This window comes from Paenibacillus liaoningensis (genome assembly GCF_059609455.1).
Window position 1 is genome coordinate 1 of sequence record NZ_JCAALU010000006.1, and the last position, 18,343, is coordinate 18,343.

Genomic DNA, 18,343 nt, shown 5'->3' on the forward strand with positions numbered 1-18,343 from the left:
AGCATTTTTTAGACATCCGCTTCGACCACCGCTCGTTTTTTATTTATTGTACACAAAAAAGACCCTACAAGATGACCTTTTTAAAGTGTCCATCTTATAGGGTACATTTTAGAGGAGGAGGTTCCTTTTTTTTATACGTACAGCGCCCTTAGGTTCCAGTTCCTGTCCCCTTTCCTTTGCCATCAACGTTTCCAGTGCCACCCTTTACCCCCTCATTTTCCTTGTCTGAAGGGAAAGCAGCGAGCCGGCTCACGCGAATACGGGAAATGCGGTAATGATCCGTCTCCTCGATGACGAGCTCGAAATGGTCGGCTACTTTTACACGGTTGCCTTTGCGGGGCAGGTTTTCCAACTGGGAATACATCCAGCCGCCAATCGTATCAAAGTTGTCAAAGCTAATATTCGTCCCGAGGCAGCTGTTTACCTCCTCAATTTGCATCATTCCGCTAATCGAGTGGCTCCCTTCGCCAAGCGGCTCAATCATCGCCCGCTCCTCGTCAAACTCATCCTGAATTTCACCGACGATTTCCTCCATAATGTCTTCCAGCGTCACGATGCCTGAAGTCCCGCCATATTCATCTATTAAAATCGCAATTTGCGATTTGCTCTCCTGCATTTGGCCCAGCAGCTCCCGAATGAATATCGACTCCGGCACCGTCATAATCGGGCGTAAAATCTGACGGATGTCGGTCAGCGTATGCTGCGCATCCTTCCATAAATCTTTAATATGGACAAAGCCGATAATATCGTCCTTGTCGCTTTCACAGACGGGATACCGCGTGTGCATTTCGGCAAGCGCCATCTGTTTATTTTCCTCAAGCGATAGCTGGGCATACAAGCAGATGACCTCCCGGCGTGGAATCATAATTTCTCTCGCATGCGTTTCTGTAAATTTAAAAATATTATCAACAAGCAGCAGCTCCGTATGATGAATGAGTCCGCAACGCTTGCTTTCCTTGAGCAGCAGCCGAATGTCCTGACTGGAGTACGCATGGATGGAGCCGACTCCCATCCGGACATCGCCATCCTTAACTAGCCAACTGGACAATACGTCCAGCAGCCGCGCCATCGGATACACCATTTTATGAAAATAAAATAAAGGTGCGGCTGCAGCCGCAACGACCTGCTCTGCGCGAAGTCCTGCCAGCGCCTTCGGAACGAGTCCGCCGCAGACGCTGTGCAGCACGGCAGCCAGCAGCAAAGCGGCTGCTACAGCGCCCGCTTCCACTACGGCTGGAGCGATGGGGACTCGCCCATTCACTCCAGCAAGCCATGAACCAAAGAGCAGGCGGAATGCAGGAATACCCAGCCAGCCCATTCCAAGCGATGCGACGGTTAGGCCAAGCTGGCATGCGTTTAAATAAGTACGAGGCTCGCGCAGCATGGCGGCAGAAACAGCAGCTCTTCTTGATAAACGGCGCCCGGCACGCAGCTTGTGCAGCTGATCGGAACGTAAACGCAGCATAGCCGCCTCCGCCGCGGCGAAAAAACCGTTAGCCAGCAATAACCCTGCAAACAGCACAACCTGAATCGTTTCACCCAATGCGGCTTCGCCTGCCCTGCCCCAGAAAATGCTCCGGTGACGGTAGGCGCACCCCCTCGTCCATCTCTCGCCGTTTTCAGTGACGGTAATTATGTGTATTCGTCGTAGTCCGTACATTATTCAGCATAGACCTAGCGTTTTTTGCAAAAGTTCATAAAGTCGCCTATAATTTGCCGCATAGGAGGCCATATGTCACACCCCTATATCTGATATAATGCTAACAGCTTGCTACAACATACTTAAGCTTTAGCTTACAAGGAGGAACAATATGAAACGTATCATTCTAATTATGCTGGCTGTTATTTGGCTAATTCCGGGTGCAGCTTTTGCCCATTCCAAAATCGAGCAAGCTTCACCTGCCGTAGACGAGACGGTAACCGCATCACCTGCTCAAATTTCGCTTTCCTTCAATACCGATATTGAGAAGCTCAGCACATTCAAGCTCTTGAACGCGGCCGGCGAGCAAATTGCAACCGATGAAGTCGTTGTAGATGGAAAAACGATGAGCGGTGCCGTTCCAACGGCGCTGGAGAATGGGATATACACGGTAAAATGGGCGATTATCGGCGCTGATGGCCACGCGATTGAGGGCGACTACAGCTTCACTGTCAATGCGCCGGAAGCTGCTGCAAGCGAGCAGCCTGCATCGGCATCCCCTTCCCCTGAAAGCTCGTCAACGCCTGATGCAGCGGCTACCGAGTCACCTGCCCTTGAAACGGCAAGTCCTGCGGCAAGCGCTGTGCCGGCAACAGACGCCGCCACCCAAACGGAGGGAAAAGCTAGCAGCTCCACAACGAGCGTAATCATCATTGTCGTCGTCATTCTCCTCATTGCCGTGATCGCTGCCGCTGCGAGAAGACGTAAAAAATGATTTATTTGAGCGAGACGCTTCTATATGTATGCTTTGCGTTGTTAATGGGCGCATTTACTTTGCGTCTCGTGCCGGAGGGCAAGCGTCCGCAGGTTATTGTCCCTAATCGCTTGCTGCTTGCCTGCGCGCTTGCTATTCCTGTGCTTTCGTTTGTCCCGCTTGATCAAACGGCACGCACTTTCGCAGCAGATTTTGAACTCAGCTATGGGCAAATGATGAAAAGCCTGCTGCTTGATGCCGTAGCAGGCAAAGCCTTAATCTGGACCCTGCTGAGCTCCCTCGGCCTGTCGGTCCTGCTCGGAATGAAGTCCTTCCGGCAGGACCGACATATGCCGAAGGTTGGGCTGTTCATAACGTTGCTGCTTGCCGTATGGCTCGGTTATGCCAGCCACGCCTCATCGCTGTATGGGCTGAAAGGGATCGTCATTCACAGCGCCCATTTTATAGCCGTCACGATTTGGCTCGGCATTGTCATTACGATAAGCTTGTTTTCGAAAGATGAAAGCCATTGGGAGCCGTTTTTATCCTGGTTCTCAACGCTCGCCTTCGGCTGTTTTTTCGTAGCCATTTCAGCGGGCATTACATTGATGACCTTTACGACGCCGGAATACGTAAACGCCTGGATGCTGCCGTATGGGCAAATGCTGTTGATCAAGCATTTATTGCTGCTGCCGCTGCTGCTGCTGGCGTATTCGAACGGCTTTGGCTACAAAAACAAGCTTAAGCAAAATGCCGCTTTCCGCCCGCTCCCTTGGTTTAAGGCAGAAAGCATCGTCGCATTGCTGATTTTTATCGCCACAAGCGTGCTAGGCCAACAGGCTCCGCCGCATGAGGTAAAGGAGACGCTGCAAACAACAGCTCCTTCTCCTTTGTTCACAACGATTTATAAAGGCAGCTTCAGCCCTGATATTACGCTTCATTTTTCACTTGGACTTGATAGCTGGCTGCTGCTTGCATCAGCTGTTGTTATGATTGTCGGCTTTTTCCGGATGTACCGCAGCGAACAGCTGATGCCTGCTTTTGCGATGGGGCTGCTGGCTGCTGCTTTTAGCTACGGCGCACTCATGTTTGCCATTGCCTGAAGCGATGAATTGGAGAAGCACTTATCGGTTTTATAGCAAAAAAAGCAAGGACGCTGGCGGCATTAGCCTAGGCTTCCTTGCTTTTTTATTGCATTCATTATTGTTCCCGAACCATAAGACTCGTCAAGCTGCCGAGCTTTTCAATTTCGATTGTAACGCGGTCGCCTGCCTTGAGGAAGCTTTGCTTGTCCACCGGATAACCGAGCATGACACCTTCAGGCGTACCCGTCAAGATGACATCGCCCGGCGATAGCGTCATATGGCGCGAAACATAGCTGACGATTTCCTTGCAGCTGAAAATCATATCGCTCGTGTTCGAATGCTGGCGCACCTCGCCGTTGACGATACATTTCATGTCCAGCTCATTCGGATTTCCGACCTCTTCCGCTGTTACGAGATAAGGGCCGAGCGGCGCAAATTTGTCGCACGTTTTGCCCAGCAGCCACTGGCCTGTCCGCATTTGCAAATCGCGAGCCGACAAATCATTGGCAGCGCAGTAGCCGAATACGTAGCTGAGCGCTTCCTCCTCCGTCACATGCTTCGCTTCTTTGCCAATAACAATCGCCAGCTCCGCCTCATAATCCACCTTCTCGGAGGCAATAGGAAGCGGCACTGCTTCTCCATGGGCAGCGAGCGTATTGTTGAATTTGCTGAACAAAATCGGCACCTCGGGAATGGCCGCATTGGACTCCTCCGCATGCTTGCGGTAATTGAGGCCGATGCAAAGGATTTTGCCAGGGCTTGTCACAGCAGGGGCAAACGTCAGCTCCGCTTCATCGAGAAATACCGGGCCAAGCTCCGCTGCGCGGCTTATCGCTTCGCCTTCCAGACGGTGAAGGGCTTCAACGGCCTCCGCCCCGCCTTCAATGACCTGATGAATATTTAGAGGTACGGATGCACTGCCTTTACAAGCTATGCTGGCTGCCGCCACATCGAGAATGCCTTTCTCCGTCTTTACTCCCAAACGCTCTGCACCTTGCTCCGTAAATGTTAACAGCTTCATAGGTATATACAGCTCCTTTGTTTGGTGTTATTTTGCGATATCCGGATCGGCGGCCCAGAAAAAGGTTTCTGCCGTTTCGTCTTGGTCGCACCCGCGTAAAGTGTAGACCTCATTGGCTGGCATTAGAAGGTTGCCATTCTGTCCCTCAAGCGGCTATTTCTTCCCCTTCGGACGTTTCCGCAGCTCTTGGTTTTGCCGGATTTTATCCTCCATGCCCTGCTCGGTTGCCTGATAAAAGCTCATTTCCCGCAGCTTGTCCGGCAAATATTGCTGCTGCACATAATGCCCCGGATAATCATGCGGGTACTTGTAGCCTTCGTGGCCAAGCTGCGCCGAGCCTTTATAATGGGTATCGCGCAAATGCAGCGGCACCTCGGCTGCGCCAAGCCCCTCCATCATCGTCATCGCCTTGCCGATGGCCAGCGCCGTCGCATTTGATTTTGGGCTTTCTACCGCGAACAAAATCGCTTGCGACACATTGTATTTCGCCTCCGGCCAGCCGATTTTGTGATAGGCGTCCATCGCCGTTACCGCCTGCACCATCGCTTGCGGATTCGCAAGTCCAATGTCTTCGCTGCAGGCGACGATCAGCCGGCGGATAAACGTCATCGGGTCCATGCCAAGCTTCTCCACCGCGTACAAAAACCAGAACAGCGCCGCATCGCTGGAGCCGCGAACGCTTTTATGAAACGCAGACAGCACATCGTATTGCGTCGATTGATCGGCTTTGACCGCGCGATTGCGAATCGATTCCTGCGCAACCTCCAGCGTAATATGTACCGAGCCATCCGGCTCAGAAGGCGTCGTCACCGCGGCCAGCTCCAGCGCGTTCAAGGCGCGGCGAATGTCGCCGCCTGCCATATTCGCAATATGCGCCAGCGCCTCCTCGTCGCAGTGCAGCTCCATGAAGCCCAGCCCGCGTCCCTTATCGGCCAGCGCCCGCTTCATCGATTCCAGCGCATGCTGCGGGCCGAGCGGCTCCAATTGAAACAGCGTCGAGCGCGACAGAAGCGCCCCATTTACATGATGGAACGGATTTTCCGTCGTCGCGCCAATAAAAATAATGATCCCCTGCTCAACCGCTGGCAGCAGCGCATCTTGTCTTGCCGTGTTGAAGCGATGCACCTCATCGAGGAACAAAATGGTTTTTTTTCCATACATCGTCTTGCTTAAACGGGCTTGCTCAATAACTTCACGTACATCCTTCACCGAAGCGTCAACGGCGTTCAGCTTGACGAACTCGCCCGCTGTCCGCTTGGAAATAATGTTGGCCAGCGTCGTCTTGCCGCAGCCCGGCGGGCCATACAGCAAAATGGACGATACCTGATCCCCTTCAATCGCCCGGCGCAGCAGCTTGTCCTCTCCAATGATATGCTCTTGCCCAATATATTCATCCAGCGTCTGCGGCCGCATCCGGTCGGCTAGCAGCCTCGCCCGCGGCGTCTCCGCTTCCTGATAAGAAAATAAATCCATATGCTCACAACCCTCTTCCCTATTCCTATCGATCATAGCATATTCGCTTTTTATTGCGCCACTGGCTTTATCGCTGTGTAATCCCTATTAGAACATGGGTACTCATTACAAAAGGAGGGATGCGCTATGCCATGGACAAAAGAAGACTATCCTGATTCACTCAAAAACTTTATGGCTCCCGTTCGAAACAAGGCGATTGAAATCGCCAACGCTTTGCTGGAGGATGGCTATGAAGAAGGTAGAGCGATTGCCATTGCAACGTCGCAGGCCAAAGAATGGGGCGAAAACCGCGACAAGCAAATACGCAAAAAAAGACGTAGCCATGATTAAGTAAATAAACAAATTTAAATCATCTGTTCAGTAATTAACAAATCACTCTAATCTAACAATTGCGCTCTTTTTCTGCAAGTGTTTATAATTATAGACGGGTGTTCGTTATTATATCAATGTACATTATAAATTTCGTCGTGTTAATAAAAAGCTTCATGAATACATTTCCGCAAAATTTGCAACAATGCAACAAGCCATGCATACAAACCATCAAGCGAAAGGAGCCTATAAAATGCCAGATGAAAAAGAACTTACAGCCGCCCAGAAAATGATCGGTGATTTTGCACCAAAGCTGGTTCAATTAAATGATGATGTTTTATTTGGTGATGTGTGGGAGCGTAAGGAGCTTTCGCCTCGTGAACGCAGTTTAATTACTGTATCTTCTTTAATTACGGGAGGCAATACGCAACAATTAGGATTTCATCTTAACAAAGCAAAGGAAAACGGGCTATCGGAAGAAGAACTTAAAGAAGTCATTACACATCTTGCTTTTTACGCTGGATGGCCAAAGGCGATGTCTGCCATAATGGTGGCTAAAGAAGTCTTTTCGAAAGAGAAATAACGAAATGGATGATTCGCCCTACTTAACAACTAAATGAATGAGACGAGGAGCATAAAAAAAATGACCCAAGCAAAGGATTTAGCTGAAAGTGTCATCTTCCCGAAAGGTCAAAAAATCACGAATAACTATTTTATTGGAGGAGCTTGGCTCGAAATGCTAGTTCCTGCTGATTCTCCCCTCAATTGCCCGATTGGCAATGTAACGTTCGAACCAGGTGCAAGAAACAACTGGCATAAGCATGCAGGCGGACAAATTCTGCTTGTAACTGGCGGCACAGGCTACTACCAGGAAGAAGGCAAACCAGCACAAGTCATTCGTGAAGGGGATGTCGTGGAGATTCCTTCGGATGTGAAGCATTGGCATGGAGCTACAGCGGATAGCTGGTTTGCACATATTGCGATAAGCACCAATATCCATATGGGCGAGACCGAATGGTTGGAACCCGTAACGGATGAGGCGTATGACCAATTATAATTACCGGCTGATTTCTAAAGCATATTGTCGGTAACCCGCTCAAGTTAATTCAGTAAGCCATCCTTTATATTCTTTATGCATGCTGAGCTTTTCACAAAAAAAAAGACGCACAAAGCGGTTACACGCTTGTACATCTTTTCTATTGCTAAGGTTATCTATGATAATCACAGCAACCTCTTCATGCCGCTTATTCGCCAGCTCATAACGGATGAATAACATACGTTCTCCCCTGCTCCGCCTGAAAATAATACTGCAGCGGCGTACGCTCCTCCACCTCCGGCATGCCCTCTTCGCCCTGCGGCTGAATCCGCAGCGCTGCACCTGCATACAGCACACATGGGCCGCTGCGGTGGGCAAACAGCTCTGCCGCTTGCAGCTTGCCATCACGCCAGGCGATGGCGACCTCGAAGCCGCCGCGGGCGCGGAGGCCGCTGACGCTGCCGGTTGGCCAAGCGTCCGGCAGCGCTGGCAGCAGATGCAGCCTGCCCGCATGCGACTGCACGAGCAGCTCGGCCATTCCAGCTGTTACGCCAAAGTTGCCGTCAATCTGAAAGGGCGGATGCGCATCGAACAAATTCGCATACACGCCGCCCCGCTCAAAATCCATCACCCCATCATCCGGGATAAGCGTGAGCATCCGCTTAATTAACGCATACGCCCGATTGCCATCTCCGAACCTCGCCCATAGATTGACCTTCCAGCCGAGGCTCCAGCCTGTACCCCCGTCGCCCCGCCGATCCAAGGCGATGCGGGCGGCTTCATAAAGCTCCGGCGTACTTTCCGCTGACCAGCCATCACCCGGATAGACCGCATATAGATGCGATACGTGACGATGGAAACGATCCTCGTCCTCGTAGTCTTGGGACCACTCTTGCAGTTGGCCATGCTTGCCAATGCTTGCCGGGAGCAGCTTAGGCAGAGCAGCTTCTAATTGCTGCAAAAAGTGCCCTTCCTCTACGGATTCATATTCCGATTCCACATCCGGTTCCCATTCCCGTTTCCGTTCCTGTTCCTGCTCCTGCCCCTGTTCCGATTCCGATTCCGATTCATAGCAGCTTGCTCTTTCGACTGCCGCAGAAGCACAAATTTGCTCATGGGCCGCCAAACAATGCTCAAACAGCTCGCGAATGAGGCTCATATCCATCGTTGAAGCAACACTCAGTGCTGGCGTTCGTCCGTCCTCCAGCCGGAAGCGGTGCTCCGGCGAGGTGGAGGGGGAAGTGACGAGCATGCCCTGCTCGTTTTCGACCAGCCAATCCAAATAAAACTGGGCCGCGCCCTTCATAACGGGGTAAGCTCGCTGCGCTAAGTAGCCGATATCCCCGCCAAAGCGATAATGCTCCCATAAATGCTGGCAGAGCCAAGCGGCACTCATCGGCCAGTTCGCCCATAACGGATTGCCATGCCCGTAATCGCCTGGAGGCGCGGATTGCCGCCAAATATCCGAATTATGATGGGCGGTCCAGCCCCGGGAGCCATAATTAACCGCTGCAGTTGCCTGCCCCGTTACGGACAAATCGGCAATAAAGGCAAGCAGCGGCTCATGGCATTCGGCCAAATGGCACAGCTCCGCAGGCCAATAATTCATTTGCGTATTAATATTGAGCGTATAATTGCTGCTCCAGATCGGCCGGGCATCCTGATTCCATATGCCTTGCAAATTCGTCGGCTGCGTGCCTGATCTGGAGCTTGCGATCATTAAATAACGTCCGTAATGAAACAGCAGCTCTACGAGATGGGGGTCAGTTGCGCCATATTCGGCGATTCTTTGATCCGTCGGAAAGTCTTCGGGCAAGCTGGAGCCTTCTAGCTGAAAAGCAACTCTGCCAAATAATGCTCGGTGATCGTCACCATGCGCACGAAGCAGCGTTTCGAATGGCTTCTCCGCAGCCGCTGTCAAATAGGCGCCCGCCGTCAGCTCAGCATCTTTGCCCTCTGTCCCTGGGCAGCGGTCATAGCCATTAAAGCTGGTTGCCGCTGAGACATACAGCGTCGCCGTTGTCGCCCCTTCCACATGAAGCCCATCCGCATCCGTCGACCACGAGCCCCCAGCGGCTCGAATGCCTAGGAGCGCGGCAAAACGCATAGCCTTCGTCGTATCCGGCTGCCCGTACCGAATCGGCTCATCCGTCTCATAATAATTCGGATAAACCTGCTCCGGACAATAACCGGTAAGCAGCAAACCGTCACGTACAGAAGCGGAGCGGCTGCGCAGCGGACTGCTGAGACTTGCCTTGAAGCTCAGCTTCCCAGGCTCGCTTGCGGTCAGGTGGATAACGATTACCTGATCGGGATGCGAAGCGAATACTTCCCGTGTATAAACAACCTTGCCAATTCGATATATCGTTCTCGCGATACCGTTTGCCATATCCAGCTCGCGCCTATATTCTTCCGTCAATTGCCCGTGATAAAAGCGAAGCTGAATATCGCCTAGCGGCATATAGCTTTGCGTATAAGGCCCCATCGTCGAAGCTTTGCTTATTCGCTCAGCCTCCTCGTAATCGCCCTCTTTGATGCAGCGGCGTATGTCCGCCCAAGCCGCCAGCGCTAACGGATTATTCCAATCCTGCGGGCTGCCCGACCAAAGCGTATCCTCATTCAGCTGAATGCGCTCCGCATCAACACCGCCAAAAACCATGCCGCCAAGCCGCCCGTTCCCGACGGGAAGCGCCTCCGTCCAAATGCTTGCCGGCTTGTCATACGTCAGCTTCATGCTGCTCCCCTCCCCATCCGGCCCCAATATGAAGCCTGAAAGCTTGCTAAACAATACCGAATTCATCCTTTATATCCTGAATGCGTACAAGCTGGCCGCCGCCGCTTGCGCTGCGTTCCATTGCTGCCATCAGGGCAAGCGTGTGTATCGCCTCTGAAGCGTCTGGAAGCGGAAGCTCGCCGCTGTCTAAACAATCCGCAAAATATTCAATATAGTTTTGGTACTCGCCTGCATGATGGCTTTTGCCTTCAAAGCGGAAGTAGTAGTCATGCTTGTCTTCAAACGAATAAGAGGCTGTGCCTTGCTCAGAAAAATGCGTATGGTAGCTTAAGTTCGGATATTCCGCACGCGAAATGCCATTCGTGCCGCGCAGCACGCAGCTTATAGATGGCTCGACCGCCTGCCCTAGAGTCGGCATTGTATAATTGCCGGAAATTTGCGCCATTCGTCCCTGCCCATCCCGCAGCAGAAAACGCATCGAGTCCCAAGTATCGACGGTGCCGTTGCCGCTTTCGCCGCTAGCATCTATGCTGCGGCCGAAGCCCACAACCTCCGTTACGCCGGGCAAATACCAGCGAACGAGGTCAACAGCGTGGATCATAAAACCGTACATCCAGCTAAAGCCTTTTTGACGGCTCCAATCTTTTTCAAGAAACCAGCGTCCGTCGGTTATATATTGCGCTTCCACCATTTGAAGTGCGCCATGCCGCTCCTGCTCGTAATCGCTGCGCTGATGAAGCAGCGGCTCGAAAAACCGCGAGCTTTGCCCTACAAATAAACGCTTGTCTGTCCCTTTCATGATGGCCAGCAGCTCCTGCGCGCCCTCCAAGGAAGGAAGCAGCGGCTTCGTACAAATGACATGCTTGCCCGCCTCCAATGCTTGGCGGATATGCGTCAAATGCAGCTGGTCTGGCGTATATATCGCAATGACGTCAATTAAGGGGTTTTCCAATAAATCGCTATATTTGGTTGTCCAGCCATGAAAGCCGAATTCCTCCGCCCGCTGCTGGCAAAGCTCCTCATTTAAATCACATACCGCCACCAGCTCATACCGCTCGCTCGCCAGCGCCGCCGACATAATGCTGCGTCCTTCCCCAAGCCCAATTACACCTAACCGATAACGCTGTTTAGTCATCTCATTCACGCATCCTTTGCTTTTTGTAAAATGGTAAAAGGCTGCTGATGGCGTGTACGCTGCAGCTCCCGCTTCTTCTCAAGTATAGCGAAGCGCCTTGCAGCTTACTTGTCTGGACAAGGACGTTTATTTGCGATTTTGTTCAAAAATCGGCCTGCCGCCTCCCTTTAGTCTGAGCCAACCCTTCTGCCCCACGCTTTATGAACAAGATTGCAAACCAGCCTGCCTTTTTAGCAAAGAAAGCGTTTCCTCCGCCATGTTAAAATGGAGCCAGCAAAAAATCCGACATCCAAGTAAAGGAGAATTGGGCTCATGAAATTCGGCATGCAAGGAACGGTCATCGGCTGGCAGGACCCTTGGGCGCAGACGGCTTCAGAGCTTTATATGCGCACGGGAACAGGACAAATCTATCCTTCACAGGACCCTCCACCAGGAAGGCAGGCTTTTATGGAGCAGCTTAAGCAGCTGCAGGCCGATTTTTACGTGCATCATGTGTTTCCCGGCCTTGAGGGCCAGCAGGAGCTGCTCGCTGACATGCTTGCCTATGGAATGGAGCTTTGCCTCGGCAATGAATATGGCAACATTAACGGTCCGTGGGAAGAGGGAACGAACCGCTACGACATTCCAGACGACCAAATCCGGCTGGCAGCGGCAAGCGGACTGCTCATTGGGCTGCTCTACGATGAGCCTGAGCATTTGCAGATCAATGCGGCGCAGTATCGCAAGGATGGCTGGTTTCCGCATTGGAGCAGCCCAGCAGGGGAGCAGGAAAAAGTCGCTGCTTTGCGGGAAGCCTTGACCGCTGCGGTTGCGAAGCGCGATGCCCATGTCCGCTCTATTGTGAGCAAGGTACAAGTGCCAAGCCCCTCACCTGTCACTTCTAATGTGCCGCTCATTTCCGAGCAGGTATTTCCCGTGCTGTTCCACGCCCAGGCGCGGGGAGGGATGGCCCTTTGCCCCAAAATAATGAAGGAGTCGTTCCAATCGCTCCAACTCGCCACGGCGCTAGGTGCAGCCAAGCAATACCATCGCCCGTTGTGGCTGTGCGCCGATTTATGGGGACCAGATGCCGGCGAATGGCCGATTCGCACCCCGGGCTTTCCCGGCCATTCGCCAGAGGAGTTCGCCTCCGCACTCAGAATGGGCTATTTAATGAGTCCTACCCATTTATTTGTTGAAAATGTTGATGCGCTGATGCGATTCGACGGACACAGCTTTCAGCAAACTGCGTTTGGAGACGTCTGGCAGCAGTTCAGGCAGGAATTTGTCCCTGACCACCCGCTGTCCTACTGCCACATGGATGCCAGTGCCGACATTGCCTTCATTCACTCCGACGACAGCAACTATGGCCAAAATGAGCGACCCTTCGGCAGCTTGGCTGCTGCCATGCCGCAGGAAAGCCAGAGCATTTTTCACGTATGGCATTTGCTCAGCCACCGCACCATTCCGGCACATGGCAGCTGTATGCACATTCCCGGCTATACATTCCCGCGCCATCGCTTGAAGGCTGCTATCGCTGAAGAACAATTCCCGCTATGGGAGGGAGCGCAGCTTCCACCAGCAGCAGCCGCAACCGCTGCAAACAGGGATGGAACCGCTGCGGTACATCCATTATTTTTCCCGCTGAACAATGTGCTCGTTTACGATGAATTCGCGGCCGAGCCGCAGCTTGCCGGCGCCAAGTTCATTATTGCGGCCGGAAGCTCGCTGTCATCCGGCACGCTTCGCGCCATGAGGCGGCGCGCCGAGCTCGCAGGCGCGGTCGTCCTTGTCGCGTTGTGGCTGCTGCCCGAAGCGTGGAAGCAGCGCTGCACCTTCCCCGGCGGCGGCGCTTGGCTGCCGACGGCTGACTTTCTCAGCGACGAAACGGCGGAGCTCGCACGCCCGTTTCTCGGACGGCCCGATTGCTGGGTTCAGCGCTTCGGGAATAAGGAGGTTCATTTTCACAAAGGGGATCACGGCGGATTTACACTGGATTTCGAGCTTAATGGGTAGCGCAAAGCAGCTTGAAAGCATGCTGTGAATGGGATTTGCTATTGAGAAGCGGGGCTGTTTTGACTATAATAAACGGTAATTCAATGAAAAGGAGGTCGGTATGGATGGCAATTAGAGATTGCCGGATTGGCACAGCCCACTGCAGAGCTGGTTTTGGAAGCGATACTTTGCATGGGCGCACTCATAACGGATACGTTATCGCCTAGCCACGCTTATGTCGTTTCTAATACTTGGCTTTGCACCTTATTTACTGCATGATCAAAACAAATAAGGGGCTGAACCTAAATGAGTAAACCATTTATTAGAAACCATCAATATAATGTGATTAAAAAACAAGCCGGCATTTTGCAGCATGCGCTTGGCACGGTTGCCGACCGTAAAATTTTGGAGTCCGTTAAATATACGACCGAATCTAAAATTATGGAAATGTTCCCGGACGCAGCCGCCGAGCAGAAGCAAATGCTTGAAGCCGTCTCGACGCTGCGGACGAAAGAGGATTTTGCCAAGTATTTGCGGGAATTGGAAGGCTATTTAACGGAGTTTCCGACCATTACGGCCAAGCAAATCCAGAAGCTTTTTCCGAAAAATAAAAAGCTCAAGCTGCCCGATCTAGCCGCTATCGACTATCGCTATGTCACTTATTTAAGCTGGATCGATATCGCGAGCAACAAGCTGTTTATCGTTTATCCGGTAAATGGTCAGTTCGTCGGCGTCGAAGGACGCTACAACCCGACGAACAAGAAAAACTATTGCTTTGTGTGCAATCGGTTTGAGGAGCTTGCTTTATTTTCAGCCATAACGAAAAAAAGGCCTGCAGGCGCATCCCCCGACTACTACAAAGCTGTTGGTAACTACATGTGCGCCAAAAGCCATGACTGCAACAACAATATTACCGATACGACCGCACTTGAAAAATTTATTGAGGCGGTAGTTGGGTAAATAGCGGAATGGTGCTGCGCTGTTTGACATGAACACAGCAGACAGTGTCCGGCCATGTAACGGCTTCAAAGCGCGTACCGATACTCAATCGGTACGCGCTTTTTGTATGAAAGCGGAATTGCAAGGGCCGCTGACGGTGAATACCTATGCAGGCATCCTGTCAGCGGCCGATGTGATTATTTTAAAAACAGTTCAATGACCGGAACGGTGACGTTCGGTTTTTTCACTGGCAGCTCCAATGTAAGCGTATCGGCAGCCCGCCCTTCGTTAAAGGCGCCCGCCTCCATCGTCATTTCCTGCTCGCCCTGGACCATCCGGATTTCCGAAGCATCATGGAGCAGCTGGGCATAGGCGATTTTGCCCGAGAAGCCGTATAGGTGCAAATGCTTGAACGGCCAGCTGAAAATATGCAAATACAGCCGATTCGTCGATGGGTTATACGTAAAACGGCAATCCTGCGGACAAGCATATTCCTCCGGCGCTGCCGTACAGCCATAGATGGAACGGTTGTGCCGCCGCATCCAGGCGCCAATTCCTTTCAAGCGCTCCACCGCGCGTTCATCGAATTCGCCTCGCCCTGTCGGCCCGACATTCAGCAGCAAATTGCCGCCTTTGCTTACCGTATCAATCATCATTTGCACGAGCATATCGGTGCTTTTCCACGATTCCTCGTCGCGGTAATAGCCCCATGAGCCGCTGAACGTATGGCATGCTTCCCAGACGACACGCTGCCCGTTCACTTTAATCCACTCCCGCGGCTGATATTGCTCCGGCGTCGTAATATCTCCCGCTATTTGCAGGCGGTCATTGAGCATAATATTCGGCTGCAGCTCACGAATCATGCGGACTAGCCGCTCGCTTTGCCATGCCTCCTTGCCTTTGCCCTCAAAGCCCGCTTCGGCGGCAATGGAGAAGTCGTAGAACAGCACATCGATGTTGCCATATTCGCTGAGCAGCTCCCTCGTCTGGCCGAACAGAAACTCAACATATTTGGCAAAATCCCGCTCCTTGCTTTGCGCCAGAAACGCCTCATTATAGCGCAGCGGATGCTTCACATCGACCGTATAATGCGGATGATGCCAGTCGAGCAGCGAATAATACAAGCCCGTGCGAATATCGCGCTCGCGAAAAGCGTCCAGCATCGGCCGCAGCAAATCCCGCTTGGCCGGACTGTTCACGGCATTATAAGCCGTCAGCTTCGAGTCCCACAGGCAGAAACCTTCATGATGCTTGGCGGTGACGACCATATATTTCATGCCCGCTTCCGCGGCAAGCTCAGCCCATAGCTCCGGATCATATAAATCCGGATCAAAATGCTTGAAATATTTTTCATATTGCTCATTGCTGAGAAACTCTCTGGACCGCATCCACTCATGCCTCGCGCCAAGCGAATACAGCCCCCAATGGATGTACATGCCGAAGCGGTCATGGGTGAACCACTTTGCGCGCTGTGCGCTGTCAAGCTCTGTTTGTGAAGGCACACCCCCGCTTGCTCGTATTCCTTCTATGTTCTCCGTTCCCTTCGCCATCTTCTTACGCTCCTCCCTTAGCCGCTTATATGCCTTGTTCGCAAGCCCTGCTTGCTGTTTCTTCTTTTATCTAGCCGCTACATCGCCTGCTTCGCCACTCTGCGGAATTCCCGCGGCGAAACCTCGCTGTATTGCTTGAAATGCTTGTTGAAATAATGAATGGAATTGTAGCCGCACTCAAAGGCAATGTCCGTAATCGACTTGCTCGTCGTCTTCAGCAGATGCATCGCAATTTGCAGGCGCAGCCGATGAATAAATTGATTAGGCGTCACGCCGACCGCCTGCTTGAAATGAGTATAAAAATACGTTTTCCCCCGGCCATACAATTCTATTAAATCCCTGACATCGATGTCCTCTGTAATGTGGCGCAAAATATGCTCCACCGCCGATACGACGCCTTCGTCCACCTCAGCCCGCTCGCCTTCCCCAGCCGAGCAGGCAACCGCATAGCGAAACACATGAACCAAAATATCGATAAACCGCATCAATTGGGCGGCCTCCCAGCCCGGCTCCTTCCTCACCTGCTCCTCATAGGCGGCCTTGGCAGCAGCCTGAATGCCCTTGGCATAGGCAGAACTGGCCGGAATAAGCGGACAAGCCCCCTCGGTATAGAACGGATATAGCAGGCGATAGCCATTTGGTATCATTCGGACGATGGATGGCGAGAACAGCACCATAATCCATTCAATCGGCTTGTCTGCCTCCTGCGCCAAATTATAGTGCGGGGCATAGGGCCGAAACAGAAACACGTCCCCGGCATCACCGGTGTATTCCCGATCCAAAAGCTGAAAGCGGGACTTATTGTGCAGGAGCACATTAATTTCGAGAAAATCATGCATATGCAGCTCATGCTCTACGACACTATCGATGCGGTGCTCGATTTTCAGCTCCCTTTCCAGCTTCAGATCATGGAAAAACATAGCTCCCCCTCCTTCAGCCTCTCTTAGCCTGCTTGCCCTTTTCAATCTGTCAACCGAGCCATGGCACAGCCTATATCAGCCTTTTACCGAGCCGGAGGTCATGCCGGAAATGATATATTTTTGACCGAGCAAATAGATGATGATGACCGGCAATGTTGTCAGCACAATATCAGCGGAAACGAGGTTCCAATTCACCGAAAAACGGCCAAAGAAATTATAAACGGCAAGCGTCATCGGCCACATATTCGAGTCATTCAAATAATAGAGCGGCAGTACAAAATCATTCCACGCGCCCATAAAATTCAAGATGCCGACTGTAACAATAACGGGCGTCAGCAGCGGCGCTACGATGGAGTAAAACAGGCGCAGCGGCGAGCAGCCATCTACAATACCCGCTTCATCCAGCTCCCTTGGCACCGAGCCAACGAAGCCATAAATAAGAAAAACGCTGAAGGGAATCGACATGACGGCAAGCAAAATGACCATGCCAAGCTGCGTATTAATCAAATGGGTGAACTGCATCACCTTCGTCAATGTCACAAAATTAATCGGCATCGCAATGCCCAAAATAACGAAGAAATACATAAACCGGTTCAACCGCGACTGATTGCGGGCAAAAATATAAGCGGCAATTGCAGCGAGCGCTATGCCCAGCACCGTTGAACCGACCGCATACAGCAGGCTGTTCAAAAAAGATTGCAGCAGCTTGCCCTGCTCCACTACGATGGCGTAATTGCTCCAATGCAGCGCCTTCGGCAGCGCAATGCTCATCGAGCTTGCCCCCATCTGATCTTTCAACGAGTTGACAATGATTAAATACAGCGGTAAAAAAGTAACCAGGCTGAGCAGCCAAGCGATGCCGTTGCGCGCCAGCTTTTGAATGAATTTCGGGGTCATTGGTCACGCCCCTCCTCTCTGGCCATCAAGCGGATGACAAAATAACCGACAATCGTCATGAATAGGAAGAGCAGCGAGGACAGCGCGGTGCCAACCCCATAACGGCCCATCGAAAATTCTTTGAAAATCGCTGTATAAAGCACATCTGTTGCATAGCCCGGCCCGCCGTTCGTCAAAACATAAACCGCCTCGAATACTTTCAGGCCATGCAGCAAGTTCAGCACCGTCGTCACGACAAGCGCCGGCATGAGCAGCGGAAGTGTCACATACTTGAATTTATGCCAGCTGTTCGCCCCGTCGATTTCAGCTGCTTCATAATAGCTTCGCGATATCGACTGCAAGCCCGCCAGCAAAATAATCATAATATAGCCAGCGCCCTTCCACGTATCAACGCCAATAATCGATTTGAACGCCCAATTGGCGTCAACGAGCCATTTTTGCGCCATAAAATCCAGCCCCAGCCATCTGAGCGCTTCATTCAGCAGCCCCGTCGCCGGATTCAAAATCGACTTAAAGATCAGGCCGACGACGAGCATCGGCACGATCGATGGCATAAAAATCATGACCCGATGAAAGCCTTTAAGCTTGATGCCTTCATTCAGGATAAGGGCGAACAGCAGGCCAATAGCCGTTTTTAAAATAACGGTCGATGCGGTAAAATTCAACGTATTGATAATGTAGCTGACATAATTTTCACCGGACGAAAACAGCGTCTTGAAATTGTCCAATCCGATGAAAGTAATCGTATCCGAATAGCTGTTCCAATCCGTCAGCGAATAATAGAAGCCCATCAACCCTGGTACGACGAAAAAGATAAAATAAACGCCGACTGTGCCCACAGCAAAGTAAAACGGATAAATTTTATTTCTCATGCAGC

17 protein-coding genes are annotated in these 18,343 nt (G+C 51.9%); 7 read left to right on the plus strand and 10 right to left on the minus strand.

All coding sequences use genetic code 11. The features are described from left to right. Positions 1-148: 148 nt before the first annotated feature. Positions 149-1,543, minus strand: coding sequence for a hemolysin family protein (locus AC6B99_RS09565; RefSeq protein ID WP_496663262.1), 1,395 nt, complete (start codon positions 1,541-1,543; stop codon positions 149-151). 268 nt (positions 1,544-1,811) lie between these two features. On the opposite strand from AC6B99_RS09565, the gene AC6B99_RS09570 reads away from it, so the two are divergent. Beyond that, positions 1,812-2,414, plus strand: coding sequence for a copper resistance protein CopC (locus tag AC6B99_RS09570; protein WP_494865590.1), 603 nt, complete (start codon positions 1,812-1,814; stop codon positions 2,412-2,414). Further along, the gene (locus AC6B99_RS09575; RefSeq protein ID WP_496663263.1) at positions 2,411-3,496 is read left to right on the plus strand and encodes a CopD family protein; all 1,086 of its coding nucleotides are present in this window, start codon (positions 2,411-2,413) and stop codon (positions 3,494-3,496) included. Before AC6B99_RS09570 ends, AC6B99_RS09575 begins: the two co-directional genes overlap by 4 nt. Positions 3,497-3,593: 97 nt before the next feature. On the opposite strand, the gene AC6B99_RS09580 is transcribed toward AC6B99_RS09575, so the two are convergent. After that, a complete protein-coding gene (locus AC6B99_RS09580) occupies positions 3,594-4,499 on the minus strand; it encodes a fumarylacetoacetate hydrolase family protein (RefSeq protein ID WP_496663264.1) in 906 nt (301 codons plus the stop codon). 153 nt (positions 4,500-4,652) lie between these two features. Next, a complete protein-coding gene (locus AC6B99_RS09585) occupies positions 4,653-5,972 on the minus strand; it encodes a replication-associated recombination protein A (protein ID WP_056040013.1) in 1,320 nt (439 codons plus the stop codon). 126 nt (positions 5,973-6,098) lie between these two features. On the opposite strand from AC6B99_RS09585, the gene AC6B99_RS09590 reads away from it, so the two are divergent. The 3 genes from AC6B99_RS09590 (at position 6,099) to AC6B99_RS09600 (ending at position 7,338) form a co-directional block, all read left to right on the plus strand. Continuing rightward, the gene (locus AC6B99_RS09590) at positions 6,099-6,302 is read left to right on the plus strand and encodes a DUF2188 domain-containing protein (protein WP_496663265.1); all 204 of its coding nucleotides are present in this window, start codon (positions 6,099-6,101) and stop codon (positions 6,300-6,302) included. A gap of 232 nt (positions 6,303-6,534) precedes the next feature. Then, positions 6,535-6,864 (plus strand): carboxymuconolactone decarboxylase family protein, encoded by a 330-nt coding sequence (locus AC6B99_RS09595; RefSeq protein WP_496663266.1) that lies wholly within the window; start codon positions 6,535-6,537, stop codon positions 6,862-6,864. A gap of 60 nt (positions 6,865-6,924) precedes the next feature. Next, positions 6,925-7,338 (plus strand): cupin domain-containing protein, encoded by a 414-nt coding sequence (locus AC6B99_RS09600; RefSeq protein WP_494883139.1) that lies wholly within the window; start codon positions 6,925-6,927, stop codon positions 7,336-7,338. A gap of 39 nt (positions 7,339-7,377) precedes the next feature. Here AC6B99_RS09600 and AC6B99_RS09605 read toward each other — a convergent pair whose 3' ends face one another. From AC6B99_RS09605 to AC6B99_RS09615, 3 genes are read right to left on the minus strand one after another with little or no spacing between them, the layout of a single operon-like run. Beyond that, complete coding sequence (locus AC6B99_RS09605; RefSeq protein ID WP_496663371.1) at positions 7,378-7,557, minus strand: hypothetical protein; 180 nt, start codon at positions 7,555-7,557, stop codon at positions 7,378-7,380. After that, entirely contained in the window at positions 7,538-10,117 is a 2,580-nt protein-coding gene (locus AC6B99_RS09610) for a glycoside hydrolase family 95 protein (protein ID WP_496663267.1), read from the minus strand. Before AC6B99_RS09610 ends, AC6B99_RS09605 begins: the two co-directional genes overlap by 20 nt. Then, positions 10,098-11,186 carry a Gfo/Idh/MocA family protein gene (locus AC6B99_RS09615; RefSeq protein WP_496663268.1) on the minus strand — a complete coding sequence of 363 codons (1,089 nt, stop codon included), beginning with the start codon at positions 11,184-11,186 and terminating at the stop codon, positions 10,098-10,100. Before AC6B99_RS09615 ends, AC6B99_RS09610 begins: the two co-directional genes overlap by 20 nt. A 312-nt stretch (positions 11,187-11,498) precedes the next feature. On the opposite strand from AC6B99_RS09615, the gene AC6B99_RS09620 reads away from it, so the two are divergent. Together AC6B99_RS09620 and AC6B99_RS09625 are read left to right on the plus strand one after the other, a co-directional pair. Continuing rightward, positions 11,499-13,181, plus strand: coding sequence for a hypothetical protein (locus AC6B99_RS09620; protein ID WP_496663269.1), 1,683 nt, complete (start codon positions 11,499-11,501; stop codon positions 13,179-13,181). A 285-nt stretch (positions 13,182-13,466) separates the two neighbouring features. Then, positions 13,467-14,120 (plus strand): FBP domain-containing protein, encoded by a 654-nt coding sequence (locus AC6B99_RS09625; RefSeq protein WP_494865603.1) that lies wholly within the window; start codon positions 13,467-13,469, stop codon positions 14,118-14,120. A gap of 176 nt (positions 14,121-14,296) precedes the next feature. Here the strand turns inward: AC6B99_RS09625 and AC6B99_RS09630 are convergent, their stop codons facing one another. From AC6B99_RS09630 to AC6B99_RS09645, 4 genes are all read right to left on the minus strand, one after another. Then, a complete protein-coding gene (locus tag AC6B99_RS09630; protein WP_496663270.1) occupies positions 14,297-15,649 on the minus strand; it encodes an alpha-L-fucosidase in 1,353 nt (450 codons plus the stop codon). Between the two features lie 77 nt (positions 15,650-15,726). Next, positions 15,727-16,569, minus strand: coding sequence for a helix-turn-helix domain-containing protein (locus tag AC6B99_RS09635; RefSeq protein WP_494865609.1), 843 nt, complete (start codon positions 16,567-16,569; stop codon positions 15,727-15,729). Positions 16,570-16,644: 75 nt separating this feature from the next. Continuing rightward, entirely contained in the window at positions 16,645-17,466 is an 822-nt protein-coding gene (locus AC6B99_RS09640) for a carbohydrate ABC transporter permease (RefSeq protein WP_056040001.1), read from the minus strand. Further along, complete coding sequence (locus AC6B99_RS09645) at positions 17,463-18,338, minus strand: carbohydrate ABC transporter permease (protein WP_056039999.1); 876 nt, start codon at positions 18,336-18,338, stop codon at positions 17,463-17,465. The genes AC6B99_RS09640 and AC6B99_RS09645 overlap by 4 nt, the downstream gene beginning before the upstream one ends. Between the last annotated feature and the right edge of the window lie 5 nt (positions 18,339-18,343).

Coding starts and splice junctions, on each gene's coding strand:
- AC6B99_RS09580 (WP_496663264.1), bottom strand. CDS start 4,499: ATGAAGCTGTTAACATTTACGGAGCAAGGTGCAGAGCGTTTGGGAGTA.
- AC6B99_RS09600 (WP_494883139.1), top strand. CDS start 6,925: ATGACCCAAGCAAAGGATTTAGCTGAAAGTGTCATCTTCCCGAAAGGT.
- AC6B99_RS09610 (WP_496663267.1), bottom strand. CDS start 10,117: ATGAATTCGGTATTGTTTAGCAAGCTTTCAGGCTTCATATTGGGGCCG.
- AC6B99_RS09595 (WP_496663266.1), top strand. CDS start 6,535: ATGCCAGATGAAAAAGAACTTACAGCCGCCCAGAAAATGATCGGTGAT.
- AC6B99_RS09585 (WP_056040013.1), bottom strand. CDS start 5,972: ATGGATTTATTTTCTTATCAGGAAGCGGAGACGCCGCGGGCGAGGCTG.
- AC6B99_RS09570 (WP_494865590.1), top strand. CDS start 1,812: ATGAAACGTATCATTCTAATTATGCTGGCTGTTATTTGGCTAATTCCG.
- AC6B99_RS09645 (WP_056039999.1), bottom strand. CDS start 18,338: ATGAGAAATAAAATTTATCCGTTTTACTTTGCTGTGGGCACAGTCGGC.
- AC6B99_RS09630 (WP_496663270.1), bottom strand. CDS start 15,649: ATGGCGAAGGGAACGGAGAACATAGAAGGAATACGAGCAAGCGGGGGT.
- AC6B99_RS09620 (WP_496663269.1), top strand. CDS start 11,499: ATGAAATTCGGCATGCAAGGAACGGTCATCGGCTGGCAGGACCCTTGG.
- AC6B99_RS09635 (WP_494865609.1), bottom strand. CDS start 16,569: ATGTTTTTCCATGATCTGAAGCTGGAAAGGGAGCTGAAAATCGAGCAC.
- AC6B99_RS09590 (WP_496663265.1), top strand. CDS start 6,099: ATGCCATGGACAAAAGAAGACTATCCTGATTCACTCAAAAACTTTATG.
- AC6B99_RS09640 (WP_056040001.1), bottom strand. CDS start 17,466: ATGACCCCGAAATTCATTCAAAAGCTGGCGCGCAACGGCATCGCTTGG.
- AC6B99_RS09575 (WP_496663263.1), top strand. CDS start 2,411: ATGATTTATTTGAGCGAGACGCTTCTATATGTATGCTTTGCGTTGTTA.
- AC6B99_RS09615 (WP_496663268.1), bottom strand. CDS start 11,186: ATGACTAAACAGCGTTATCGGTTAGGTGTAATTGGGCTTGGGGAAGGA.
- AC6B99_RS09625 (WP_494865603.1), top strand. CDS start 13,467: ATGAGTAAACCATTTATTAGAAACCATCAATATAATGTGATTAAAAAA.
- AC6B99_RS09605 (WP_496663371.1), bottom strand. CDS start 7,557: ATGTTATTCATCCGTTATGAGCTGGCGAATAAGCGGCATGAAGAGGTT.